Source organism: Streptomyces sp. NPDC042336 (genome assembly GCF_055581985.1).
Genome location: NZ_JBVJEA010000038.1, coordinates 25516 through 46934, shown reverse-complemented (window position 1 = coordinate 46934; position 21419 = coordinate 25516). Strand labels below are relative to the sequence as shown.

Here is a 21419-nt window from a genome sequence, read left to right as displayed (position 1 = left end):
AACAGGTCTAAACCATTTGCCCGTCGACCCTTGTCATCGGCCCCCCGGGTCTGATGAGCTGTGGCCTGGGACACAACGGACAACCCTGAGAAAGGGAGATGTCGTGAGCAACGAATCCTTGGCCAACCTGCTCAACTAGGAGAGGGAAGGCATTCGTTCGCTGACCTGCGGTTACGCCTCGGCGCGGGCGCCGAGTAGCACGGGCTCGGGCTCCCAAATCGCAACCGGCACGGCGTAGGCGGGTACTTCGGTCCCGTCCGGCGCGGTCGACTTCGGATACGCCCACACCCCTCGCAGCATGGACCGGAGCAACGCGCGCCGGGTGTCAACGGGCGTCGCGTCCCACCGCTCGATCAGTCCGCGGATGACGGGCAGGAAGTCAGCCGGCCGCGCCTCGTCCTCCTCGGTGCGCTCGTCGAGCTGGGCAAGCTCAGCGGTGATGCCCACCTGGTCCGCAGTGAGCCGGTCACGCTCCCGCTTATAGGAGTCTTCCGGGATGATCTCGCGGGCGAGCAGGTCGGTTTGCCGGTCGAGCTGGCGCTGAATCTCGGTGAGCCGTGCGCGCAGTCGTTCGCGTGCCGCGTTGAGCCGCTCCCGCGGGTTGGTTGCCTCCTCGGCGCGCTGCTGCGGGATGGTGGCGGCGGCGGCCTCGATCTCGGCCGCCCACTCGGCCAGCCGCTCAAGTAGCTTCTTCTCGGCGACGGTGCGGAGGATGTACACCCCGTCGCACGTGCCGTTGTCCCGCTTGCGGGTGCATCGGAACTGGTAGCCCGGTTTCAGGATCAGTTTCTTCCCGGCTCCGTAGGTGGCACCGCCCGCGGCTGACGCCGTGCCGCCGCAGCGCCCGCAGCGCATGAGACCGGACAACGGATACTTCGGCTTCCGGTAGCTGGCCGGCCGTTCCGCGGCCTTTTCCCGCTGTTCCTGGTACGCGGTCCAGACGTCTTCCGGCACGATCGGCTCGTGCGCCCCGGGGACCCATAGCCGGTTGGGGCAGAGCTGCCCGCGGCTGGCAGTGCTGTCGGGGTCCTTGGGCGGACAGTTGCAGTCGTCGGGGTGGTAGCGAATCCATCCGGCGGCCCATCCGCTGTCGAGGTAGCGGCCCAGGCCCGACTGAAGCCAGGGCTTTCCACGGGTGCCGACGTAGCCGTTGCGGCCGAGCCACTGAGTTGCGGCCGCCATGGACCCTCCGTCGGCTATCTGTTCGTACAGCTTGGTGACGACGCGGGCGTGGTCGTCGGGCTCGTACCACTCGCGGTGGATGACGCCTGCCTCGTCGTCGTACTGGCGTCGGTGCCAGATGTACCCCCAGCGCTTCCCGCCGGTGGCGGGCAGGCCGGCGACACGCCGGTGCTCGCGCGTCTCGGCCCACTGCTCGCCGATCCGGTCTGATTCGTACTCGGCGAACTTGAAGGCCATGCCCATTTGGAGCTTGCCGAAGGCGGTGCGGGTGTCGGCGGCCTCGGTGGCGGATGCAAGTCGGCCGCCGAGCGTTTCGAGGCGTGCCAGGTTGACCGCGTTGCCGTGGCGGGATCGTCCGAAGCGGCTGTAGCGCCATACGGCGATGCCGCGGGCGGTGCGGTCTTCGACCATCTTGAGCGCGTCGGTGATCTTGCGTTTCATCTTCCGGCCGGACACGTCGAGATCCTCGACCCATTCGATGATCTCGGCGTTGCCGCGGTCGGCCCATGCCTTGATCGCGCTGCGCTGGATATCGGGGCTGATCTTCTCCTCGTAGTAGGTGCTGACGCGGATGTATGCGACGAAGGGCTCACGCGTCGGTCCTTGGCGTGAGCCCTTCGTCGGGGTGAGCGTTCGTGTCACGGAGTGGACTCCCGGGGCTGGCGCCGGGCCTGCGCCTCGCCGAACGGCACGACCTTCGAGGCCGCTTCCGGCGGTCGTGTGTCAAGGGCGGCATCGTGTGCGGCGATCGCGAGGGCGAGGGCGGCGGCGGCGCGGTCGGTCTTGTCGGTGGCGTAGTGGCGTGCGGCGCGGTAGCCGGTGACCAGGGATGCGAGGGCGCCGACAGTCGTGAGTGTGGTGCCCGCGATGATGACGGCGCCTACCTTGCTCGTCGTGAATACCCCGGTCACGAGGATGGTGAGTCCGATGATCAGGATGACTGCGGCGAGGACGGCGGTCAGGTAGACGTCGCTACGGCTGGTCACTGGTGGCCTTTCTAGTTGGCTCCCTCCCGACGGTTTTTGCCGGTGAGGGCGTTGATCATGGCGCGTACGGCGGCGCGGTCGTCCGGGTTGGTGAGGCCGAGGGCTGTAAGCGCTTGCTCTTCGGTTGTGGGTGAGGGCCGCTCAGTGGCTTGAGGCTCTCGGTCGAGTGCCTCGGGGGGGAGGTGGCCGGCCCGGACGAGGATGGGCATTACGCGGACTCGGAGTGTTCTGCCGATGGCGTAGCAGGTGGCTACGTCCGGTTGGCTGGTGCCGCGTACGAGTCTTGAGACGGTGGCGGGCGGGATGCCTGTGTCGTCCGCGATCTTGCGCTGAATGCCCCGTTCGTCAAGGTCGTAGCCGTGGCGTGTGAGTGCCCATCTGAGCCAGTCGCCGAAGGGGGCGGTGATGGGTGGTTCCGGTTGCGAGCCGTTTGTCATACGCGCAATGTATCGCGCACGCGTGATTTCTGGTGTGGGATGCACAACTTTCGGGCGCGTTCATGCGTCCCCCTGCGGTCGTTCTGGGACATCCGGAATCGCAGACTATCGCTCAAGTGCTCGATTCTCCACCGGTTGATCACAACCGGTAGCACTGGCGTCACAAGTTACCGGCCGGTTCTGTCATATGACCCTCACAAATGATTCACGCGTGAGTGGAACCGTGCTAGCTTTCACTCGTGAGTGATCGCCACTCACGAGTGATCGAACGAGGTACCACCCCATGCGCTTCGACCCTCGCCCGCTGCGCAGCGCAGCCGCCGCCAAGGGCCACAACAAGGTCGCCGCCATCGCCCGCGAACTCGGCTTCCCCTACGCCACGGTCATCAGTTGGACGCAGAGCCGTTCCGCGCCGGGCGGGCCCGCCCTCGCCGCCATCGAGCGTGCCTACGGCGTCACCCCGGCCGCACTCTTCCCGACCGACGTATGACCGCGCCGAGCCTCGACACGGCCCGCGTCCGCGCTGCCGCCATCCGCGAGGCCGCCGGCATCTGGCGCCGCGGCATGGACGCCATGGACCGCATGCCCGTCCCGGACGCCGCCCGCGCCTGCCACACGCCCGGCGGGCCGAGCCTCGCCGAGCTGGAGCAGCGCATACGCGCCGACCGTGCCGCCCGCACCGTCCGCCACCGCGCCGCCGCCTGACACGCCGAAGGGCCGCCCGGATGCACCCAGGCGGCCCCTCGAAACCGACCCCCGAAGGGACCGATCGTGAACAACGAACAGCGTACCCGTATCCCCCGCGCCGCCCAGGCCGTGAAGGGCGCCCGCAAGGCCCGCGCCCGCATCAGCAGCCGCGCCGAGTTCGTGCGCATCATCGCCGCCCAGCTCGACGAGATCGCCCCGGGCACCGTCCGCGTCCGCACCATCCCAGTCACCCGCGACGACCGCCGCCGCACGTTCATCGTCCTCGACTCCGCGACCGGCCCCGTCGGCGCCGACCGCGAGCAGCACCGCGCCGCCTACGGCCTGTTGCAGCGGGCATTCCCCGTCGCCGACTGGTCCGTCCCGCGGTCGTACGACGCCCGTACCGGTGTCCTCGGCGTCGACCAGCCGACCGCCCCGGCCGCACTCGGTCTCGACACCGCCGAGGAGACCCGCCCGTGATCCGGCCGACCCTCACCGCCGACGGCACCGCCGTACGCCTGCCGATCCGCGACGCGATCACGGCGCCACTCCTCGACGCCCTCGCCGTCGCGTACATCGACAACGCCGACGTACTCGGCCAGCTGCTCACCGCCCACGGCACCGCCGTGATCGCCAAGGACATGGCCGACGTCGACACCGACACCGCCGAGTACGAGCGCGCCATCCGCGCCGCCGAGGTCGACGGCACCCGTGACGCCCTGCTCGAAGAGCTGCCCATCGAGCACCAGCTCGACCCGCAGTACGGGCCGGATGCCGCGATCGCCCTCGCGACCCGCCTCACCCAGCACGCCGCACACATCCGCCACCAGAGCACGAAGGAACCGCGCACGTGACCGTCCAGACCATCGCCCCCCGCACCACCGCGCCCTCGCCGACCGCCCCCGGCGGAGCCCTCTCCCTCTCCCACATGTCCCCCTACGAGGCGTGGCAGTTCTGCGAGTCCCTCGCGAACACGCCGCTCCTGCCCGACGTCTACCGCAAGCAGCCCGCTTCCGTGCTGTGGGCGATGGAGTACGGTCGCGCGCTCGGCCTCGACGTCGTGACCACCATCACGACCATCCACGTCATCAAGGGCAAGCCCACCCAGTCCGCGGACCTGATGCTGGGCCGCGCCCGGTCGGCCGGCCACCGCGTCCGCATCAAGTCGGACCGGGAACGGTGCGTCGTCCGTGTTCAGCGCGCCGACGACCCCGACGACGAGTCGGAGGTTGAGTGGACGCTCGACGACGCCGTGACCGCCGGACTCTGCACGCTGCGGGATGGCCGCCCGTACGCCCGTGACGACAAGAACCGCCCGCAGCCGTGGGAACGGTTCCCGCGTGCCATGCTGCGGGCCCGCGCCATCGCCGAGGCCATCCGTATCGCGTGCCCCGAGGTGCTGCACGGCGCCATCTACACGCCCGAGGAACTCGGCGCCGTCGTCGACCAGGAAGGCCAGCCCGTCATCGTTGAACGGGCCGACGCCCCGCAGATGACGGAGGCGACCGTCGTGCAGTCGACGCCGAACACGCCGCCGCCCGCGCCGCAGTCGGAGCGCCGCGACTTCCTCGCCGAGGCGCAGGCCGCCGAGACCGCCGATTCGGTCCGTGCTCTGTGGCAGGAGGCGAAGGCCGCGGGAGCCCCGACCGACTACCTCGACCAGCTCGCCGCCATCGGCCGCGAGCGCGCCGCCCAGGCGCAGGCCGACACGCTCGCCGAGGAGGAGCCGCGGACCGGCACGCCGCACAGCGTCGCCGACACCATGGCCGCTGAGGGCGCCTACTCGCCCGAGGAGACCGCCGCCGTGACCACGGCCGCTGAGGCCGCCGTCGAGGCCGAGAACGCGCTCAGGCTCGCCGCCTCGACCGCCAACCTCCCCAACCTTGACGCCGCGTTCGAGCGCGCCTACGGCCTGCCCATCGACCAGGCCCCCGCCGCCCAGCTCCACCAGTTCCGGCAGCAGATCGAGGCCGCCGCCGGGGGTGCGCAGCAGTGACCGAGCAGCCCACCACCGCACCCACGGTGCGCGACGCCGTAACCAAGCTCGCCGCGCTCGGCGCCCTGCTCGACGAGGTCAAGAAGGCGTACGCCGAGGCCCGCACCGACGTACAACACCACCTCGACCAGCAGCACAAGGCGGCCGGGACGAGCAAGTTGGACGCGATGCTGCCCGGCGGGGTCAAGGTCGGTTCCGTCTCCCGCACGGGTGGAGAGAAGGCCGCGCAGATCACCGACTCGGACGCGTTCACCGCGTGGGTTCGCGACAACTTCCCGTCCGAGCACGTCGTAGAGATCGTGCCCATGCAGGTCCGGACGTCCGTCCGGCCCGCATGGTCCGCGCAGGCCCTCGCCGCCATGACCGCCGCCGGCGTCCCCCGCTACGTCGACGAGGCCACCGGCGAAGTGCACGACGTGCCCGGCGTCGCGATCCGCCCGAGCAAGGCCGCCGGACTCCGGATGACGTACACGCGGAAGTCGAAGACAAGCACCTATGACGGCCGCGAGCTGGTCGCCGAGGCGTGGCGGTCCGGCGACCTCGCCGCGCACGTCCTGCCCGCCCTCGCCCCAGCCGCGCCCACCGCGCCGCCCGCCGAGGACAGCACTCCCGCCGCATAGCCCCCAGCCGTACGGCCCGCCCCACGTCACGGGGCGGGCCCGCTCGACCCGGAGACACCCATGCCGCTCGACACCACCACCGTGCAGACCCTCGCCGAACTGTTCGCCCAGGGCGCCACGAACAACGACGCCGTTCGCGCGCTCGGCATCGACAAGAGCACCGCCGCCCGGTATCGCACCCGGCTCGGTTTCGGACCGGCCCCCAAGCGCCCTGCCCCGAACCGCTCGACGCTCACCGTCGAACAGAAGGTCATGACCTTCATGCGGTCCGTCGAGGGCGGGCACATGGAGTGGGCCGGCCGCCGCACCAAGAACACCGGTACCCCCGTGTTCACGCACCACGAGCGCACCTACACGGCCCGCTCGATCGCCTTCCGCGCCCACACCGGCCGCGACCCCGAGGGCTACGTCACCGCCGAGTGCGATCAGCCGGAGTGGTGCGTCGCACCCGCCCATATGGAGGACGAGCCCGGCCGGACCCGCGCCCGCGCCGCCCTCGCCGTCATCACGGGCCGCGCTACGTCGCTGGCCGAGTGCAACCGCGGGCACGCCACGGCCGAGCACCGCCGGTATCTGCCCGACGGAGCCCCGTACTGCGGTGCCTGCCACGCCGAGGCCAAGCACGCCCGCCAGGCCGCCGCGTGACGGCCGAGGACGACGGGCCGCCGCGCTGCGAGTACGGCCGCCCGCAGTGCGGCGCCCGCCCGGCCCGCCCGTACCCCTGCGGCTGGAAGTGCGACGACCACCAGCCCGCCCGCACCCACCGACGCAAGGAGCCGACGCCGTGACGCCGAGCGAAGCAGCGTGGACCTACGCTCACGCACTGCCCCACCGCGTATGCGCCGGCGTCGGTGACTTCCTGCTCACCCACTGCGCGTGCCAGTTCGGCCAGTCGGCGCACTGCGCCACCGACCGATGCCCCAACTGTGCGCACCGCGCGCAAGCCGCCTGGTACAGCCGCGAGGAGCCCGAGACCTACTTGCTCGGCCGCGACGGGGGCGTCATCGCCGACGTGTTCCGCACCGGCCGCGCCTGCCAGTGGCGTTGCACGTGCGCCTGCCACCGCCCCGACGCCGCCGAGCAGCGCGGCTTGCTGTTCGACCTCTGACCGTCCCGGGGCGAGGACGAGCCCCTGCGCCCCTCGCCCCGGGCGCACCACCCCCGTAAGGAGCACCGACCCCGTGACCCTCGACGCTCAGGATTGGGTGTGGCGGCACTCACGCAGCCGCGGAAACTCCCGCCTGGCCCTGCTCGCCATCGCCGACGCCACCACCGGCCCGGCCGCCCTCGCCCGAGTCGGCACCGCAGACCTCGCCCGCCGACTCAACGCGAGCAAGGGCGCCGCCGTCGAGGCCGTACGCCGCGCCCTCGACTCCGGCGAACTGGAGATCGCCGAGGCCGCCGCAGGGTCCCGCGCCGCCCTGTACCGCATCCCCGGAGCCGTCGACTACGTACGCCGTAGCGGTCTGGAAACCCGACCGGAAACCCAGCGGTCCGGAAACCCGACCGCAACCGGTTTGCGGTCCGGAAACCCGACCGCTAACGCCCCCGATAGCGGTCCGGAAACCCGACCGCAAAACGAACATGCCGAACCCCCGTTGTGGTCGGGAAACCCGACCGCTAGCGGTCGGGAATCAGACCCCCATCACTCACCCATAGAACGAGTGAATGAAGGAGGGAGGGAGTACACCCGCGGCGACGTCGCCGTGATCCCCGTGAAGGCGCGCCCCCTCGTCGACCAGATCACCGCCGCCGGCGTCGTCGTCGCGTGGACCCTCGCCCCCGCCGAGTGGTTCATGGTCGAAGCCCTGATGAAGCGCAGCGGCGCCGACATGCTCGCCACCGCCGCCGTGCAGGCCGCCGCCCGCAACCGCAAGGGCATCTCGCACGCCCGCTACTTCCTACGGGCCTGGCAGTCGCTACCGCCCGCCCCCGAGCCCGGCACCGTCCCCGCCGCCGCCCCCACCGGCCCCGGCGCCGACGTCATCCCCCTCGACCCCACCGCGCCCCGCAAGGGCCGCGCCGCCCAGTCCGCCGACTACCTCGCCGCCGCCCTCGCCCGCATGGAGGCCCAGCAGTGAACCCCCGCGAAGTCGCCGCCCTGCTCGCCTACGTCGTCCGCCTCGACCCCCGCATGAACGTCGAGGACCAGGGCGCCGCCGAAGACCGGCTCGCCCAGTGGTGCGACCTGCTCTCCGACGTCCCCGCCCAGAGCCAGGGATGGGACGCCGCCCGCGTCGCCCGCGACTACATCGCCCGCAACCCGTACCGCATCCAGCCCAGCGACATATCCCGCCCGTGGCACGCCCACAAAGCCGACGTCCTCAACCGCCGCCACGTCGGCACGTTCGAGCCCACCGCCCACCCAGAGATCAACCCCGACGACGAGACCGGCGACGCCTACGTGGCCGCCCTGCGCGCCGAACGCCGCGCCATCGCCACCGGCCAGCAGGCCCCCGTAACGCACCGCGCCCTCACCGCGGGCCCCATGGCCGCCGCCGTGAAGCGCCGCCTGGCCGAACTCGGCGAGTACATGCCGCCCAGCGTCGCCGCGACCCTCGCCGACTACCGGCCCCACCGCGCCCGCCGCGAGCAGCTCGCCCGCGCCGGCGCCCCCGACCCCCTCAACGTGCCGTGCCCCTACGAGCACTGCCGCGCCCCCGCCAACCAGCAGTGCCGCGACCACCGCGGCAACCCCCGGCCGAAGCCCCACCCGACCCGCCTCGACGACGCCACGACCGCCCACTACGCCCAGGAGCCCGCAGCATGAGCACCCCCAAGAGCGTCCGCGGCTGGCACCGCAAAAACCGCGGCGCCGACAACACCCGCAACAACTCGCAGTACCGCATCCAGGCCACATGGCCCGCCCGCCCCGACCGGCCCGCCGTCCGCGCCACCCCCGACCGCGCCAAGGCCCGCCGCATCGCCACCCAGTACGCCGACCAGGGCGCCTACGTCGCCATCTACCGCGCTCGCGGTTTCCAGTGGCGCCAGGTCGACGAGATCGACGGCACCGCCCGCGACACCACCGGCCAGCCCGCATGACCACCCCACCGGCCGCCGTTGCCGTCATCCGCGCCGCCATCGAAGACGCCCACCTCGCCGAGCTGATGCAGCGCCCCGGCGTCACCGCCACGCGAGCCGTACAGGCCCTCGAAGCCGCCGGATGGACCATCACCCCCACCAGCACCACCAGCGCCCCACAACGCGCCGCGTAGCCCCTCACGGAGGGGTGCCCGCAGGCATCCCGGCAGACACCCCTCCGTGTTACGTTCCACGCGTGAGTGATTGACGCTCACGCTCGATCGAGATTTACGGCAGCCGAGTACGCACGGCGCCACGAACCGGGAGCGCCCAGCGCTCAGCACCGAAGGGACCCGCGCCGATGGCAGCCAAGCTCACCCCGGCCGACCGGTTCGCCGCCAAGGTCAACCCCCACGGGCCCGTGAGCCTCTACCGCCACGCCCCCGGCCCCTGCCACCTCTGGACCGGCGGAGCCCGCAGCAAACGCCCTCACGACGCCGGCCAATTCGGCGAGTACTACGGCGCGTTCAGCGTCAACGGCCGCACCATCCGCGCCCACCAGTACGCCTACGAGCAGACCCACGGCCCCATCCCCGCCGGCGCCGAAGTCGACCACCGATGCCGCCGCCGCGACTGCGTCAACGTCGCCCACCTGGAGATGACCGACCACCGGACCAACACCCTCCGGTCAACCGGCCCCACCGCCATCAACGCCCGCAAAACCCGCTGCGCCCACGGCCACCCCTACGACCAGGCCAACACCCGCCGCCGCCCCGACGGCAGCCGCGCATGCCGGACCTGCGAACGCACCCGCACCCGCACCACACCCGAAAGGCAGGCCGCCTAACCCATGGCAGGCGAAACCGTCATCACCGTCGTCGGAAACCTGGTCGACGACCCCGAACTCCGATTCACCCCCAGCGGTCACGGCGTCGCCAAGTTCCGCATCGCCTCGACCCCCCGCACCTTCGACAAGAGCACGAACGAGTGGAAGGACGGGGACTCCCTGTTCCTCACCGTCGAGGCGTGGCGGAAGCTCGGCGAGAACGTCGCCGAATCGCTCCAGCGAGGCATGCGCGTCGTCGTGCAAGGCCGCCTCAAACAGCGGTCCTACGAGGACAGCAACGGCGTGAAGCGCACCGTCTACGAGCTGGAAGCCGAGGAAGTCGGCCCGTCCCTCCGCAACGCCACCGCCGTCGTCACCAAGGCCAACGGCCAGCAGCGCCAGCACCAGAACAGCGGAGGCTACGGCGCCCAGCAGAACAGCGGCGGATACGGCCAGCAGCAGAGCAACCCATGGGACACCGGCGCCCAGCAGCGGCGCGGATACAGCGACGAACCCCCCTTCTGACCCTCACGCCCGCGACCGGACGCCGCTCCGGTCGCGCGCGGGATCACCTCGACGTCACCGAGACAGGAGCACCCCTGATGCCCGACCAGCCCACCCCCGCCGAGCCGTTCATCCCGCGTACTGAGCGCGAGTACTGGCAGGCCATCGCCGACGCCCTCAACGCGGCCGAATCCGCCGGCATGGGTGTCGGTATCGACCTCGACGGAACCCTCACGGACCACCGCATGTGGTCCGTCGTCTGGGACCGCACCGCCAAGCGCTGGGACGTTGCCGGGTACGAGGACGACGACCAGGCCGCCGCCGAGCCCGAGCCGTCCGCGGTCGTGACGCTGCGCCCGACCGCCGACCCCGACGAGGTCCACCTCACCGCCGAGAGCCACGGCATGAACCCCGCCCGCGTCGCCTACAGCCTGCGCCTGACCGCCGACGAGTTCGACCGCCGCGCCCGCGCCCAGGGTGACGAGCCGATCCCGTACCCGTTCTCTCCGTCGGCCGCGCTGCTCGCCGCCGCCCGCGACGCCGTCCCGGCCATGGCCCGCGCCCTCGCCGGACAGCCGACCGACACCCGCCGGCACTGGATAGCCGTAGACGTCCCGGCCGCCGACGTTGACGCCGACCTCGGCGACGCCCTCGCGCATGCCGCGGACCGCGCCGAGACCGTGTTGCAGGAGGAGCGCGGCTACGGGGCCACCGCGTGGTACGCCACCGAGACGCACGACGCCGAGCGCGCCGCCCTGATCGCCCAGCGCGACCGCATCGCCAACGACACCGCGCAGGCCCTCGCCCGCCACCTCGCCGAGCAGATCACCACACTCGGTAAGGCCCGCGGCTGGTCGATCTGGGCCGCCGACTACATCCATCCCGACCGCGAGTTCGTCGACACCGGCGAGAACATCGAGGAGCCCGCGCACGTGTGGGTTACCGCGCTCGACGGCAACGACCGCCCCGCCCGCGACGAAGCCGGGAACACCTGGCAGCACTGCGGTATCTGCGGCAAGAGGAAGGCGGAGGAGCCGCGCACGCCAGCCGTCGGTGACCGGTACGTGAAGCGCGCCGAACCCGACGCCGGCCGCATCGTCACCGTCACCCGCGTGTGGACCGCCGAGGACGGACACACCGCCGTCTCCTACGAGTGGCGCGACGACAAGCCCGGCCAGTGCGGCAGCGCGTGCCCCCTCGACGTCTTCCACCGCACCTACGAGGCGCAGCAGTGACCACCCTCGCCCGCATACGCGCCCGCCTCACCGCACGCCAGCAGCGCCGCGACGCCGACCGCGCCCTCATGCGCCTCGCCCGAGAAGCCTGCGGCGACTGGACCTGCCCCACCTGCCGCGCCCTCGACCACCTCGCCCACGGAGACCAGCGCATGAAGCCCGGCCACCTCGCCCGCACCGCCATCGATGAGCGGTCCCCCGACTGGTGTCACCGGCACAACTGCCCGCTCAGCCAGTGCGACCCCCGCGGCCACTGACCACCGACCGTACCGGGGCCGCCGACCACACGGCGGCCCCCTCGCCCCACGGAGCAGCCATGAGCCGCAGAAACCCCGACCACCACGCCGCCCACGTCATCAACCACGTGAACAGCGAGATCAGCCGGAACGCCGACGGCACCGACGTGCCGCGCGACCTCGCCGTCAACATCTGGGCCGTACAGGCGCAGCTCGCCACCGCGTCCGCCCTACTCGCCGTAGCCGACGCCATCCGCGCCACGCAGGAGCCCACCCCGTGATCACCCTCGACACCCTCGACCGCAGCACCGGCCGGACCGTCGCCGCCCGCGAAGCCGCAGCCGAGCTGCTCGCCGCCGGCCACCACGTCCACTACGCCGCCCACGCCGAACAGGTCTGCCTCAACGGGGTGTGCCGAATCGTTCCGCCCGTCCTCGACGGACTCGCCCCCACCAAGGAGCGCCCCTGATGGCCCGCCGACTCGTCAGCGACGAACAGCCGATGTTCCGCGTGGTCATCGTCGCCCGCAAGCGCCGCGAGAACCCGAACTGGGAACGCGGCAACCTCGCCTCGCCCCGCTTTCTGTGGGACGGCCCGGAGTACACCACCGCGTACGGCCCGTACAACTCGCCCGGCGCCGCCCGCGGGCAGCTCACGTTCCGGACCGTCGACGTCTACGGCAAGCCGTGCGAGGGCGTCGTGTCCGGCCACATCGAGCAGGCCCACACCGTCTGGGCACGCGCGGACCAGGACGAGCCCGAGCAGTACAAGGCCGACCCCGACGGCCGGCCGACCTACGCACACACCGACGTCGACGGGGACCGCCTGTTGGTCGCCCCCGCCGTCTACCTCACCCACGGCCAGGAGAACCCCGGCATCTACTTCCGGACCAGCCCCAACGGTTCGTCCATCCCCGTCACCGCGCTGCCCGCGTTCGTCGCCCGCCTGTCGACCCTCGCCGACACCGCCCGCACCGAAGCCGAGGAGCAGCAGAAGTGAAGCCGACCGCCCAGCGCCGCAAGGACCGCCGCGACCTGCTCGACAACCTCTTGTCCCGCGCACTCCGCGGCAACCTCACCACCGCCGAGGCCGCGCTCATGGTCGAGCAGGTACGCGAGGAACAGCGCGCCTACGACCAGACCCGCCGCAGTCTCGCCGAGACCGGCACCGCGTACGGCAAGCACCGGGCCGCCGCCGACGACGCGATACGCGAGATGGAACAGCGCGCCCTCGACGCCGAGGAACAGCTCACCGCGTATCGGTCCGTACTCGGCCCCCGCCCCCTCGACCGCATCCGCGACGCCGAGCAGCGCGCCGAGCAGGCCGAGGAGCTGCTCGCGGCGGCGCACCAGTGCAGCAACGAGGCCGAGGCCGAACGCGCACGCCAGCACGACCGCGCCGAGCAGGCCGAGGCCACGATCCAGAGCATCCGCACGCCCGAGATCGCTGGCCGTGACCACCCCATGCACGCACTGCGCGAGGCAATGACCGGCCCCGGCATCCCGGGCTATGAAGCGTCCACGCTCATCAGGCGCTACTTCTGCGCTATCACCGGTGCCCCGCACGCCGAGCAGGGCCAGGCGGTCACCGTGAAGCAGCCCACCGCGGGCACCGTCGAGTTTGCCGAGCGGGAACGCGCCCGGTTCGAGCGGCTCTACACCCGCGAGACCGTGCGCGCCGAGCGAGCCGAGCACCGCGCCCGCCGGTACCGCCTCGCGTGGATGGCCTGTCGCCGCGACCGCAAGGCCGACCGCGCTGCCATGGCCGCCGAACTTCCCTTTGTGCAGGCATTCGGCCGCGAGTTCCAGGCCCGCACCACCCTCGCCGACGAGTTCGCCGATGCTGTCCGCGCCGCGTCGCCCACCACCGACGAGTTCGCCGAGGGGCTCCGCCAGGCCCTCGCCCCCAAGCCGTTCGAGTGCCGCCAGCCGTACCACAGCCACCGGCTCATCCCGCCCGGCCCCGAGTGCCAGTGACCACCCGGCGCCCCGCCACACCCGCGGGGCGCCCGCCCGCCCCAGGAGTAGCAGCCGTGACCGAGCAGCCGCCCACCCTCCCCGAAGCCGCCGCCCAACTCCAGACCGCCATGCGCGCCTACTTCACAGCCATCGCCCCGCACGTCGCAGCCATGGCCCGCGCCATCGCCACCGCGGCCGAGCAGGTACGCGCCACCGAGCAGCACCGCGACCGCCCCGCGTGGCAGTCGCCCTACGGTCCGCCCGCCCGCCGTCAGCACTGAGCACCAGGAGCAGCAGCCCATGAACACCCCCTCCCGCAACCACGGCCCCATCCCCGCCGGCGTCATCGTCGACGAGTGGAGCGCCCACCGCGCGCCCGCCCGCGCCGACTTCCACCGCACCATGCAGGCCGCCGAGGATCTCCGCGCCATCCGCGAGCAGTGGGGCGACCTGCTCACCGCGATCGACGAGCGGCCAGCCGACACGTGGCCGCCGCGCCGCACCCAAGACCGCGTGCAGGACGAGGCCCGCGCCGCCGAGCCCGTCATCGGACGGATGCCGCTCATCCTCCGCGAGCACCCCGCGCCCGCGAACCTCGACGCCCTCGACGCCGCCCTGTCGACCGAGCGCGCCCTGTTCGAGTTGGCCGACCGGATCGCCGAGCAGGCGCAGCGCCCCGTGCGCCGTCACCGCGTCGCGCTCCGGTCGTGGCCGCCAGGCACGGAGATGCGCGAGGACCAGGCCGACCGCGACGACCCCGCCCGCTGGAACCTCCCCACCCACAACGCCAGCGTCACCGCCCGCGCCGCCTCGCCCGGCAGCCGCGCCTACGGCCTCCACTGGGCCGCCGTCTGGATCGAGGGCCGGATACTCGGCGAGCAGCACGGCGACATGTTCCGCCCCGTGCCGCTCCGCACCGTCGACGAGGCCGCCGCCACCATCCGCCGCGCCCGCGTCACCGTCGACCGCGCCCTGAACCGCGACGGTCGGACGGTCACGCTGGACACCCCGTGCCCGTGGTGCGGCGACACCCTCACCGGCCGGACCGTGCCCGGCGGCGAGCCGTACGTCACGTGTGGCCGCGGTGAGACCTGCGGAGCGCCCGTCATCCTCGACGGAGGCCGGCGCACGTGGCGGGGCGCCGATCTGGTCGGGCTGTACACGGCGATGGAGGCCGCGCGGGAACGGGGCGAGGAGACCGCCGCGTAAGACGAGAGGCCCCGGGGAACGCACCCCGGGGCCTCTCCGAGCGACGGTGCCGCGACGCGTACGCGGCGCAAGGTGGCGGACCCCCGACCTGTTCGGTCTGACCGTCTCAGTGGCTTGTGCCGGACTCTATCCCAACTCCACTCGGTAGAAGGCGTGTTCATTCGCCATGCTCACTTGTGTACTCAGTACAGTACTCAATACAGTGGGCAGTGCCGGACGTCACCCGGCACCACCGAAGGGAGCAACCCCCTTGAACACCTACCTCACCGGATGCGGCCGCATCGGCCACTACAAGCAGCCCGGAAGCCACCTCACCTACTGCGGCCGCACCGCCGGAACGCCCGGCGTAGGCACCCGCACGTGCACCCGGTGCGTCAAGGCCGAGGCCCGCGACCGCGCCGACGCCACCGCGACCGCTGAGGCATGGCTCGACCAGCCGCCCGCGTCACCCCTCGCCGCCGCCGCGATGATGTTCGGCGCCCTGGTCGAGGCCGTCGACAACCAGCGCGCCACCGACGCCGGCACGTGGCGCGCCGAGTGGATCGGCACCCGCACCACCAGCCCCGAGCCCACCCTGTTCGACGTCGAGCCCGACATGGAACAGGGCGCTTTGTTCACCTGACCACCCCGCCCGCCCTTACTGAGGGCGGGGCCAATCACGACCGGAGCACCACGATGCCCCAAGAGCCCTTCAAGGCCGAACTGATCGAGGAACGAGCGATCGAGGCGTACGTGACTCAGCTACTCGACATTGCCGACAAGATCAAAACCATTCGGACTGTGTGGAGCAAGGACGCCGACTCCCTCGACCGCCGCATGCAGCGAGCCGGATACGCTCGCCGCCTTTGGCAGCAGACCGAAGCCACCTTGCCCGCACTCATCTTCGAAGCCCGCGCGGCCGACAAGAGCGTCGCTGATATCGCATTCGAACTCGGTGTGACCGAGTCATACGTCTACCGCGTATTGCGTGAGAACCGGCTCTATACGTGGCGCCTAGACCTCTTCGACTCGGATGCTGGCCCGGGGTGGCGAACCTGGGAGACGGGCACGGACGTCGTAAACCTGAAGCGAGTCAACGAAGCGGAAGTCGCTCAACGCGCAGTTGAGCGCGCAGGATTGGGATCACGTCAGCACCGCATGCGCGTACTGGTTTGGGGGGGCAAGGCGAAGGACGACGACAGCGCCACCTATCGCCAGACCGACGCAGCGCGGGACAGCTCCGCCCAGCAGTAGCCCACCAACAGGCGCGGGCCCGGACACGGTGACGTCACCACCGGCCGGACCCGACTAACCACGATCGGAGCAACCCCGACCATGGCCACGACGCACCTTACCCCCGCCGAGCGCACCACCCGCGACGCCCGCATACGCCAGCTCGCCACCGATGGAGCATCCGCCCGCGCCATCGCCCGCGAGGTCGGCGTGCACCACACCACCGTCGCGCGCATCCTCCGCACCACCCCGGAGCCGACGGAGCGCGCCACGCCAGCACTCACCGCACCAGCGGAGCGCACCATCACTCTGACCAGCGGAGCCAACGCCACACCGCGACTGCTTCACCCCCTCGACCCGCGCACCGTCCAAGATCTCAACTGCCTCATGGACCCGCGCACCGGTGCGCTCCCCGAGCCGATCCGGCGCATCCTGCGCGCCGCCGCCGACGCTCGACGCTCCACCATGCGCGCCACCGCGCACCGCGTCGCCGCCGAGCAGTAGCCAGGCACGCCGAAGGGCCCTCACCGGTGTCGACAGTGAGGGCCCTTCCGCATCCCCCTTTCCGGAGGACGAACGCGACGCTAGCCGACCGGACGCGCACCGGCTCGCGCGCACGTTGCGCCGTGACCTTTCCGTGACCTATAGTCGGCCGCGATCACGCATGCCCGGAAACGCCCCCGCCGCTTTGAGGCCGCGGGGGCGTTCCCATGCACCGTGCAACCATCCGTCCCCCTGCCGTGTCTCACCACAGACACACCCGTAACACTCGTGGGGGGACCACACCGTGAAGCGCACCGCCGCCGCCGTCCTACTCGCCGCCCTCGCCACGCTCACCGCGTGCAGCAGCGACAGCGACGACAGCACCGACGCCGCCCCGAGCAAGAGCGCGAGCCCGAGCGTCGACTACTCCGCCGCCGAGAAGAAGGCCGGCATCCCGCCCGAGCCGACCGGCGCCGACCGTGATGCACTGCTCGCCGCGCTCCGGGACGTTGACCCCGCCCTGGTCGCCGACGAGGCCGACGCCATCGACAACGCGCGCAACCAGTGCGCAGCGATCAACGGAGGCGGCGAGCGCCTCGACTACATCGCCTCGCAGCGATTCAGCGGCGGCGACGTCGAGGTGACCGAGGAGCAGGGCAAGCACATCAACACGGCAATCGGTGACTTCTGCAAGACCGCGTAGCACCGCGCCACCCCAGACCAACGCCCCGCCGTGTCCGTGCACGACGGGGCGTTCCCATGCCCGGAGGCGGACCGGAAGAGCCGGTGACGACGGCAGGCGGCGGGAAGCGACAACCCGCCCGGACCGCCCCCAACCCACGCCCACGACCGGAAGGCCGCCCGTGCTGTACAAGGTCCGCCCCACCACCGACGCGATCGCCAAGGCCGCCTACGAGGCGTACGCCCAGAGCACCGACAACCTGAACGTCCGCGGTGACGAGCTGCCCGCGTGGGATGCGCTGGGCACGCCCGTACAGAACGCGTGGCGCCTCGCGGCCGAGGCCGTACGCCACCGCGTGGAGCTGAACGCCTGACCGTGTCGAGGGGGTGAGCCATGGCCGCCCGCCCCCTCACCGACAAGGACCGCGCCGCCGTCAAGCGCCTGCACGCCAAGGGCAAGAGCCGCAACGACATAGCCCGCGCCATCAAGCGGTCACCGTCGACGGTCTCGAAGCTCGCCGCCGAGCAGGGGCTCACCTTCGACCGCGCCCCGCAGGTCGAGGCCGCCACCGCCGTACGCAAGGCCGACCTCGCCGCCCGCCGCGCCCAGTTCGCCGAGCGCCTACAGGACATAGCCGAGCGCGAGGCCGACAAGCTCTCCGCGCCTACCCTCTACTGGGAGTGGGGCGGCAAAGACCACAAGTACGCCGAGAAGACCGCGCCCGAGCCGATCCCCGCAGACCGGCGTTCGATCATGTCGGTCATCGCCACGGCTGTTGACCGGTCCATGAAGCTGGTCCCGCCGCGCGACGACGCCGGCGCCGAGTCCCGCAGCGTCATCGGCGACCTGATCGCCGGACTTGCCGCGGACTACACGGCACGCCACGGCGGGCCGCCCCCGGAGCCCGTAGAGCCGGAGGCCGCCGACGATGATGCGCCCTAAGCTCCCCCTGTCGCCCAAGCAGGTCGACTCCATCGTCGAGGCCCGCGCCTTTCAGAACATCTGGGAAGGGTCGGTTCGGTCCGGGAAGACGATCGCGAGCCTGTTGGCGTGGCTGGCGTTCGTCGCCGACCGGCCCGAGAGTGGCGAGCTGGTCATGGTCGGCCGGACCCGCGACAGCCTCGCCCGCAACGTCTTCGGGCCGTTGACCGATCCGACGATCTTCGGCAGCCTCGCCCGGGATATCCACTACACGAACGGCGCCCCGACCGCGAACGTGCTCGGCCGCAGCGTGCATTGTCTCGGCGCCAACGACGCCCAGGCCGAGCCCAAGGTCAGGGGCTTGACGTGTGCCGGCGCGTACGTCGACGAGGTCACGACGCTCCCCCGCACGTTCTACGACCAGCTCAACGCCCGTTGCAGCGTCGACGGATCGCGGATCTACGGCACGACCAACCCCGACAACCCGAACCACTGGGCGCGCAAGGAGTACCTACTCCGTCCGCGCGAGCAGCGGCTCAGGTCGTGGCACTTCATGATGGACGACAACCCCGGGTTGTCCGAGGCGTACAAGGCCCGCCAGCGCGCCGCCCACCGGGGCCTGTTCTACAAGCGGAACATCCTCGGCCTGTGGGTGATGGCCGAGGGTGCCATCTACGAGGCGTGGGACGAAGCAACGCACGTCGTCGACGAGCTACCCGAAATGGTCCAGTACTGGGTAGGCATGGACTACGGCACGGTCAACGCCACGTCCGTGATCCTGCTCGGTCTCGGCGTCGACGGGCGCCTGTACGCGTGCGCCGAGTGGCGGCACGACTCCCGCCAGGCGCAACGCCAGATGACCGACGCGCAGTACTCGGCCGCGATCCGGGCGTGGCTGGCCGACTACCGGCCGCCGGGCGCACCAGGCACCGCGCCGAAGGGCGTCACCCCAGAGTGGTCGTTCGTCGACCCCTCCGCCGCATCGTTCATCACGCAGGCGTACGAGGACGGATTCCCCAACCTTGCCCGTGCCTCGAATGAGGTGGCCGACGGTATCCGCGACGTGGCGTCGCTGCTCGCCGCCGGGCTACTCCGCGTGCACCGCTCCTGCACGGGCCTGATCGAGGAAATGCCCGGCTACGTGTGGGACGAGAAGGCCGCGGAGAAGGGCGAGGACAAGCCCGTCAAGCTCAACGACCACAGTGTGGATGCGCTTAGGTACGCGATTCACTCCACCGCCACCGAGTGGCGGCACCTACTCACCCTTGCCGCCTAGGAGGTGGAACCCCGATGCCCCTGCCCGCCAACGGGGCCGCGTGGCCGCCGCCGCACATGGCGGAGGCGTACCGGCACATGCGCCGTGACGACATGTGGTACCGCGGCGACCCCGACGAGCTGATGCGCGCGCACGAGTGGGGCGAGCAGCACCCGCAGATGCGCGGCGACAACCGCCGCCGCAGGTTCGGCCGGCGGGATGAGCCGCTCTACCCGTCGAAGCGGGAGAAGCGTCTGCACGTTCCCCTCGCCGGGGATATCGCGAGCACCAGCGCCGACCTGTTGTTCGGCGACATGCCCGCGATCCGCTGCAAGACCACGGCCACGCAGGACCGCCTTGACACCATCCTCGATGAGGCCCGTGTGCAACATCTGCTTCTGTCAGCGGCCGAGCAGTCCGCGGCGATCTCCGGTGTCTACCTGCGCGCCACATGGGACCGCGACACGATCCCGGACCGGCCCATTCCCGACGTCGTACAGGCAGATCAGGCCGTACCCGTGTTCCGCTGGGGAATGCTCCGCTCCGTCATCTTCTGGCGAGATCTGCCCGGCGACGGCTCACAGACCGTGCACCGGCACTTGGAGCTGCACGAGCCGGGCAAGATCCTGCACGCCCTGTACGAGGGCACCCGCGACAACTTGGGCCGCGCAGTCCCGCTCACCGAGCACGCCGACACGGCCGCCCTGGTGCCGTCCCTCGGCCCGGACGGAGTCAGCATCGAGACCGGTACTCAGCGGCTCACCGCCGTCTACGTGCCCAACATGCTGCCCAACCGGGTCCACCGCGGCTCACCCATGGGGCGCAGCGACTACGCCGCGCCGATCTACGATCTGCTCGGCGCCCTCGACGAGTCATGGACGTCATGGATGCGTGACCTGCGGCTGGCCCGCTCCCGGCTGGTCGTCCCAGAGGGCTACCTCACGAACCTCGGACCGGGCAAGGGCGCAGCGTTCGACGATGAGCGGGAAATCTACTCTGGGCTCAAGATCCCGCCCAACGAGGCAGGCTCGACAGGCATCACGATTGCTCAGTTCGAGATCAGGGTGGCCGAGCACTCGGCGACCGTGGACAGCGCCATCAGGCAGGCCGCACGGTCGGCCGGCTACTCCGCCCGCAGCTTCGGTCTCGCCACCGATGGGGCAGCCGTCACCGCCACGGAGGTGGACTCCGAGAGTCAGCGGACGAAGACGACGACAGCGAAGAAGGCCGGATACTGGCGCTACGGTCTCGCCGACTTTTGCGAGACGCTGCTCGCCCTCGACGCCGCCCAGTTCAACCGCGGGTTGAAGGTCGAGCGGCCGACGGTGACGTTTCAACCGGTATCCGAGTCGCCCCTGTCGAAAGCAACGACGATTGAGATGCTGGCCCGCGCTCAGGCCATCAGCACCGAGACGAAGGTCCGGATGCGGTCGCCCGAGTTGGACGACACCGAGGTGAAGGCGGAGGTTGCCCGCATCCTCGACGAGACCGGGCAGGCCGCGCCCGATCCGGTGGCTAACTTCCCACTCACGGCGTAGAAAAGCGGCCCGGGTGATCAAGTCCGGGCCGCTACGTTGGGGCGTGCGCTGGGGATCAGTCCAGCTCAGCCAACTTCAAAATCATCGCGTGGAAATTTTTACAGAAACGTCGCTTCCCACGCATTTTGAATCGAATGCATCTACTTCACGAACCACTTCGAAGGAGCACAGTCCACCACGATCGTGCACTTCTTCCCACACGATCAACGCTCCACCACCAACCCTAAATAGCCCAAGGGTAACATTTAGTACGGTGACAGTGATTCTCGCCCAAATCTTCAGATATACCCAGTTGCGCCTAGGGCGCCTAACTACGGTGTCTTGACGATCATGGGAAGCACCCTCCTCCTCTTCTGCCCGCCTGCTACGCGGACCCACAGCGTCAAAAAGTGATTCACGGCGCGCAAGGCGCCTAACTACGGTGTCTT

At 71.0% G+C, this 21419-nt stretch carries 34 protein-coding genes; 31 read left to right on the top strand and 3 right to left on the bottom strand.

Going from position 1 to position 21419, the window contains the following annotated elements; all coding sequences use genetic code 11:
• Nucleotides 1-171 precede the first annotated feature (171 nt).
• Genes ACZ6IM_RS39280 through ACZ6IM_RS39270 form a run of 3 tightly spaced genes read right to left on the bottom strand, consistent with a single transcriptional unit; the run spans nucleotide 172 to nucleotide 2605 of the window.
• Entirely contained in the window at nucleotides 172-1824 is a 1653-nt protein-coding gene (locus ACZ6IM_RS39280; protein WP_469563747.1) for a recombinase family protein, read from the bottom strand.
• Entirely contained in the window at nucleotides 1821-2168 is a 348-nt protein-coding gene (locus ACZ6IM_RS39275; protein ID WP_469563745.1) for a hypothetical protein, read from the bottom strand. The genes ACZ6IM_RS39280 and ACZ6IM_RS39275 overlap by 4 nt, the downstream gene beginning before the upstream one ends.
• A gap of 11 nt (nucleotides 2169-2179) precedes the next feature.
• Complete coding sequence (locus ACZ6IM_RS39270) at nucleotides 2180-2605, bottom strand: helix-turn-helix domain-containing protein (protein ID WP_469563743.1); 426 nt, start codon at nucleotides 2603-2605, stop codon at nucleotides 2180-2182.
• A gap of 283 nt (nucleotides 2606-2888) precedes the next feature.
• Here ACZ6IM_RS39270 and ACZ6IM_RS39265 point away from each other — a divergent pair, with 283 nt between their 5' ends.
• From ACZ6IM_RS39265 to ACZ6IM_RS39115, 31 genes are all read left to right on the top strand, one after another.
• Entirely contained in the window at nucleotides 2889-3095 is a 207-nt protein-coding gene (locus ACZ6IM_RS39265; RefSeq protein ID WP_469563741.1) for a hypothetical protein, read from the top strand.
• Entirely contained in the window at nucleotides 3092-3310 is a 219-nt protein-coding gene (locus tag ACZ6IM_RS39260) for a hypothetical protein (RefSeq protein ID WP_469563738.1), read from the top strand. The genes ACZ6IM_RS39265 and ACZ6IM_RS39260 overlap by 4 nt, the downstream gene beginning before the upstream one ends.
• Before the next feature lie 66 nt (nucleotides 3311-3376).
• Nucleotides 3377-3772 (top strand): hypothetical protein, encoded by a 396-nt coding sequence (locus ACZ6IM_RS39255; RefSeq protein ID WP_469563736.1) that lies wholly within the window; start codon nucleotides 3377-3379, stop codon nucleotides 3770-3772.
• Nucleotides 3769-4146: a hypothetical protein gene (locus tag ACZ6IM_RS39250; protein WP_469563734.1), complete on the top strand. Its 378-nt coding sequence runs from the start codon at nucleotides 3769-3771 to the stop codon at nucleotides 4144-4146. Before ACZ6IM_RS39255 ends, ACZ6IM_RS39250 begins: the two co-directional genes overlap by 4 nt.
• A complete protein-coding gene (locus tag ACZ6IM_RS39245) occupies nucleotides 4143-5288 on the top strand; it encodes a recombinase RecT (RefSeq protein ID WP_469563732.1) in 1146 nt (381 codons plus the stop codon). Before ACZ6IM_RS39250 ends, ACZ6IM_RS39245 begins: the two co-directional genes overlap by 4 nt.
• Nucleotides 5285-5908, top strand: coding sequence for a hypothetical protein (locus tag ACZ6IM_RS39240; protein WP_469563729.1), 624 nt, complete (start codon nucleotides 5285-5287; stop codon nucleotides 5906-5908). Before ACZ6IM_RS39245 ends, ACZ6IM_RS39240 begins: the two co-directional genes overlap by 4 nt.
• A 60-nt stretch (nucleotides 5909-5968) precedes the next feature.
• Nucleotides 5969-6553 carry a hypothetical protein gene (locus ACZ6IM_RS39235; protein ID WP_469563726.1) on the top strand — a complete coding sequence of 195 codons (585 nt, stop codon included), beginning with the start codon at nucleotides 5969-5971 and terminating at the stop codon, nucleotides 6551-6553.
• Nucleotides 6550-6696, top strand: a complete 147-nt coding sequence (locus ACZ6IM_RS39230; RefSeq protein ID WP_359732797.1) for a hypothetical protein — start codon at nucleotides 6550-6552, stop codon at nucleotides 6694-6696. The genes ACZ6IM_RS39235 and ACZ6IM_RS39230 overlap by 4 nt, the downstream gene beginning before the upstream one ends.
• The gene (locus ACZ6IM_RS39225; protein ID WP_469563723.1) at nucleotides 6693-7016 is read left to right on the top strand and encodes a DUF6248 family natural product biosynthesis protein; all 324 of its coding nucleotides are present in this window, start codon (nucleotides 6693-6695) and stop codon (nucleotides 7014-7016) included. The genes ACZ6IM_RS39230 and ACZ6IM_RS39225 overlap by 4 nt, the downstream gene beginning before the upstream one ends.
• A gap of 556 nt (nucleotides 7017-7572) precedes the next feature.
• Nucleotides 7573-7989 carry a hypothetical protein gene (locus ACZ6IM_RS39220; protein ID WP_469563720.1) on the top strand — a complete coding sequence of 139 codons (417 nt, stop codon included), beginning with the start codon at nucleotides 7573-7575 and terminating at the stop codon, nucleotides 7987-7989.
• On the top strand, nucleotides 7986-8678 hold the full coding sequence (locus ACZ6IM_RS39215; RefSeq protein ID WP_469563717.1) for a zinc finger domain-containing protein: 693 nt from the start codon (nucleotides 7986-7988) through the stop codon (nucleotides 8676-8678). The genes ACZ6IM_RS39220 and ACZ6IM_RS39215 overlap by 4 nt, the downstream gene beginning before the upstream one ends.
• A complete protein-coding gene (locus ACZ6IM_RS39210) occupies nucleotides 8675-8953 on the top strand; it encodes a hypothetical protein (protein WP_424894028.1) in 279 nt (92 codons plus the stop codon). Before ACZ6IM_RS39215 ends, ACZ6IM_RS39210 begins: the two co-directional genes overlap by 4 nt.
• Nucleotides 8950-9126, top strand: a complete 177-nt coding sequence (locus ACZ6IM_RS39205; protein ID WP_424894027.1) for a hypothetical protein — start codon at nucleotides 8950-8952, stop codon at nucleotides 9124-9126. Before ACZ6IM_RS39210 ends, ACZ6IM_RS39205 begins: the two co-directional genes overlap by 4 nt.
• A 167-nt stretch (nucleotides 9127-9293) precedes the next feature.
• Nucleotides 9294-9779 carry an HNH endonuclease signature motif containing protein gene (locus ACZ6IM_RS39200; RefSeq protein ID WP_424894026.1) on the top strand — a complete coding sequence of 162 codons (486 nt, stop codon included), beginning with the start codon at nucleotides 9294-9296 and terminating at the stop codon, nucleotides 9777-9779.
• A 3-nt stretch (nucleotides 9780-9782) separates the two neighbouring features.
• Nucleotides 9783-10283 (top strand): single-stranded DNA-binding protein, encoded by a 501-nt coding sequence (locus tag ACZ6IM_RS39195; protein ID WP_469563713.1) that lies wholly within the window; start codon nucleotides 9783-9785, stop codon nucleotides 10281-10283.
• Nucleotides 10284-10360: 77 nt separating this feature from the next.
• Nucleotides 10361-11497 carry a hypothetical protein gene (locus ACZ6IM_RS39190; protein WP_469563710.1) on the top strand — a complete coding sequence of 379 codons (1137 nt, stop codon included), beginning with the start codon at nucleotides 10361-10363 and terminating at the stop codon, nucleotides 11495-11497.
• On the top strand, nucleotides 11494-11754 hold the full coding sequence (locus ACZ6IM_RS39185; RefSeq protein WP_469563707.1) for a hypothetical protein: 261 nt from the start codon (nucleotides 11494-11496) through the stop codon (nucleotides 11752-11754). The genes ACZ6IM_RS39190 and ACZ6IM_RS39185 overlap by 4 nt, the downstream gene beginning before the upstream one ends.
• A 59-nt stretch (nucleotides 11755-11813) precedes the next feature.
• Nucleotides 11814-12014, top strand: a complete 201-nt coding sequence (locus ACZ6IM_RS39180; RefSeq protein ID WP_469563704.1) for a hypothetical protein — start codon at nucleotides 11814-11816, stop codon at nucleotides 12012-12014.
• The gene (locus ACZ6IM_RS39175) at nucleotides 12011-12202 is read left to right on the top strand and encodes a hypothetical protein (protein WP_469563702.1); all 192 of its coding nucleotides are present in this window, start codon (nucleotides 12011-12013) and stop codon (nucleotides 12200-12202) included. Before ACZ6IM_RS39180 ends, ACZ6IM_RS39175 begins: the two co-directional genes overlap by 4 nt.
• Nucleotides 12202-12732: a hypothetical protein gene (locus tag ACZ6IM_RS39170; protein ID WP_469563699.1), complete on the top strand. Its 531-nt coding sequence runs from the start codon at nucleotides 12202-12204 to the stop codon at nucleotides 12730-12732. Before ACZ6IM_RS39175 ends, ACZ6IM_RS39170 begins: the two co-directional genes overlap by 1 nt.
• Nucleotides 12729-13709 (top strand): hypothetical protein, encoded by a 981-nt coding sequence (locus tag ACZ6IM_RS39165; RefSeq protein WP_469563696.1) that lies wholly within the window; start codon nucleotides 12729-12731, stop codon nucleotides 13707-13709. Before ACZ6IM_RS39170 ends, ACZ6IM_RS39165 begins: the two co-directional genes overlap by 4 nt.
• Nucleotides 13710-13765: 56 nt before the next feature.
• On the top strand, nucleotides 13766-13972 hold the full coding sequence (locus ACZ6IM_RS39160; RefSeq protein WP_469563693.1) for a hypothetical protein: 207 nt from the start codon (nucleotides 13766-13768) through the stop codon (nucleotides 13970-13972).
• A 19-nt stretch (nucleotides 13973-13991) separates the two neighbouring features.
• Nucleotides 13992-14900, top strand: a complete 909-nt coding sequence (locus tag ACZ6IM_RS39155; protein WP_469563690.1) for a recombinase zinc ribbon domain-containing protein — start codon at nucleotides 13992-13994, stop codon at nucleotides 14898-14900.
• A 250-nt stretch (nucleotides 14901-15150) separates the two neighbouring features.
• Nucleotides 15151-15522, top strand: a complete 372-nt coding sequence (locus ACZ6IM_RS39150; protein WP_469563687.1) for a hypothetical protein — start codon at nucleotides 15151-15153, stop codon at nucleotides 15520-15522.
• A 53-nt stretch (nucleotides 15523-15575) separates the two neighbouring features.
• The gene (locus tag ACZ6IM_RS39145) at nucleotides 15576-16133 is read left to right on the top strand and encodes a hypothetical protein (protein WP_469563684.1); all 558 of its coding nucleotides are present in this window, start codon (nucleotides 15576-15578) and stop codon (nucleotides 16131-16133) included.
• Nucleotides 16134-16214: 81 nt separating this feature from the next.
• The gene (locus tag ACZ6IM_RS39140) at nucleotides 16215-16616 is read left to right on the top strand and encodes a helix-turn-helix domain-containing protein (protein WP_469563681.1); all 402 of its coding nucleotides are present in this window, start codon (nucleotides 16215-16217) and stop codon (nucleotides 16614-16616) included.
• A gap of 283 nt (nucleotides 16617-16899) precedes the next feature.
• Nucleotides 16900-17298: a hypothetical protein gene (locus ACZ6IM_RS39135; RefSeq protein WP_469563679.1), complete on the top strand. Its 399-nt coding sequence runs from the start codon at nucleotides 16900-16902 to the stop codon at nucleotides 17296-17298.
• A 160-nt stretch (nucleotides 17299-17458) separates the two neighbouring features.
• A complete protein-coding gene (locus ACZ6IM_RS39130) occupies nucleotides 17459-17650 on the top strand; it encodes a hypothetical protein (protein ID WP_469563676.1) in 192 nt (63 codons plus the stop codon).
• Nucleotides 17651-17670: 20 nt separating this feature from the next.
• Nucleotides 17671-18219 carry a helix-turn-helix domain-containing protein gene (locus ACZ6IM_RS39125; RefSeq protein WP_469563673.1) on the top strand — a complete coding sequence of 183 codons (549 nt, stop codon included), beginning with the start codon at nucleotides 17671-17673 and terminating at the stop codon, nucleotides 18217-18219.
• Nucleotides 18209-19474 (top strand): PBSX family phage terminase large subunit, encoded by a 1266-nt coding sequence (locus tag ACZ6IM_RS39120; protein WP_469563763.1) that lies wholly within the window; start codon nucleotides 18209-18211, stop codon nucleotides 19472-19474. The genes ACZ6IM_RS39125 and ACZ6IM_RS39120 overlap by 11 nt, the downstream gene beginning before the upstream one ends.
• 14 nt (nucleotides 19475-19488) lie before the next feature.
• Complete coding sequence (locus ACZ6IM_RS39115; RefSeq protein ID WP_469563670.1) at nucleotides 19489-20991, top strand: phage portal protein; 1503 nt, start codon at nucleotides 19489-19491, stop codon at nucleotides 20989-20991.
• The last annotated feature ends 428 nt before the right edge of the window (nucleotides 20992-21419 follow it).

What these genes read in the sequence shown, in the direction of transcription:
- ACZ6IM_RS39200 (WP_424894026.1), top strand. Translation starts at nt 9,294, where the DNA reads ATGGCAGCCAAGCTCACCCCGGCCGACCGGTTCGCCGCCAAGGTCAAC.
- ACZ6IM_RS39270 (WP_469563743.1), bottom strand. Translation starts at nt 2,605, where the DNA reads ATGACAAACGGCTCGCAACCGGAACCACCCATCACCGCCCCCTTCGGC.
- ACZ6IM_RS39180 (WP_469563704.1), top strand. Translation starts at nt 11,814, where the DNA reads ATGAGCCGCAGAAACCCCGACCACCACGCCGCCCACGTCATCAACCAC.
- ACZ6IM_RS39140 (WP_469563681.1), top strand. Translation starts at nt 16,215, where the DNA reads ATGGCCACGACGCACCTTACCCCCGCCGAGCGCACCACCCGCGACGCC.
- ACZ6IM_RS39145 (WP_469563684.1), top strand. Translation starts at nt 15,576, where the DNA reads ATGCCCCAAGAGCCCTTCAAGGCCGAACTGATCGAGGAACGAGCGATC.
- ACZ6IM_RS39265 (WP_469563741.1), top strand. Translation starts at nt 2,889, where the DNA reads ATGCGCTTCGACCCTCGCCCGCTGCGCAGCGCAGCCGCCGCCAAGGGC.
- ACZ6IM_RS39235 (WP_469563726.1), top strand. Translation starts at nt 5,969, where the DNA reads ATGCCGCTCGACACCACCACCGTGCAGACCCTCGCCGAACTGTTCGCC.
- ACZ6IM_RS39120 (WP_469563763.1), top strand. Translation starts at nt 18,209, where the DNA reads ATGCGCCCTAAGCTCCCCCTGTCGCCCAAGCAGGTCGACTCCATCGTC.
- ACZ6IM_RS39125 (WP_469563673.1), top strand. Translation starts at nt 17,671, where the DNA reads ATGGCCGCCCGCCCCCTCACCGACAAGGACCGCGCCGCCGTCAAGCGC.
- ACZ6IM_RS39195 (WP_469563713.1), top strand. Translation starts at nt 9,783, where the DNA reads ATGGCAGGCGAAACCGTCATCACCGTCGTCGGAAACCTGGTCGACGAC.
- ACZ6IM_RS39190 (WP_469563710.1), top strand. Translation starts at nt 10,361, where the DNA reads ATGCCCGACCAGCCCACCCCCGCCGAGCCGTTCATCCCGCGTACTGAG.
- ACZ6IM_RS39260 (WP_469563738.1), top strand. Translation starts at nt 3,092, where the DNA reads ATGACCGCGCCGAGCCTCGACACGGCCCGCGTCCGCGCTGCCGCCATC.
- ACZ6IM_RS39155 (WP_469563690.1), top strand. Translation starts at nt 13,992, where the DNA reads ATGAACACCCCCTCCCGCAACCACGGCCCCATCCCCGCCGGCGTCATC.
- ACZ6IM_RS39205 (WP_424894027.1), top strand. Translation starts at nt 8,950, where the DNA reads ATGACCACCCCACCGGCCGCCGTTGCCGTCATCCGCGCCGCCATCGAA.
- ACZ6IM_RS39170 (WP_469563699.1), top strand. Translation starts at nt 12,202, where the DNA reads ATGGCCCGCCGACTCGTCAGCGACGAACAGCCGATGTTCCGCGTGGTC.
- ACZ6IM_RS39115 (WP_469563670.1), top strand. Translation starts at nt 19,489, where the DNA reads ATGCCCCTGCCCGCCAACGGGGCCGCGTGGCCGCCGCCGCACATGGCG.
- ACZ6IM_RS39210 (WP_424894028.1), top strand. Translation starts at nt 8,675, where the DNA reads ATGAGCACCCCCAAGAGCGTCCGCGGCTGGCACCGCAAAAACCGCGGC.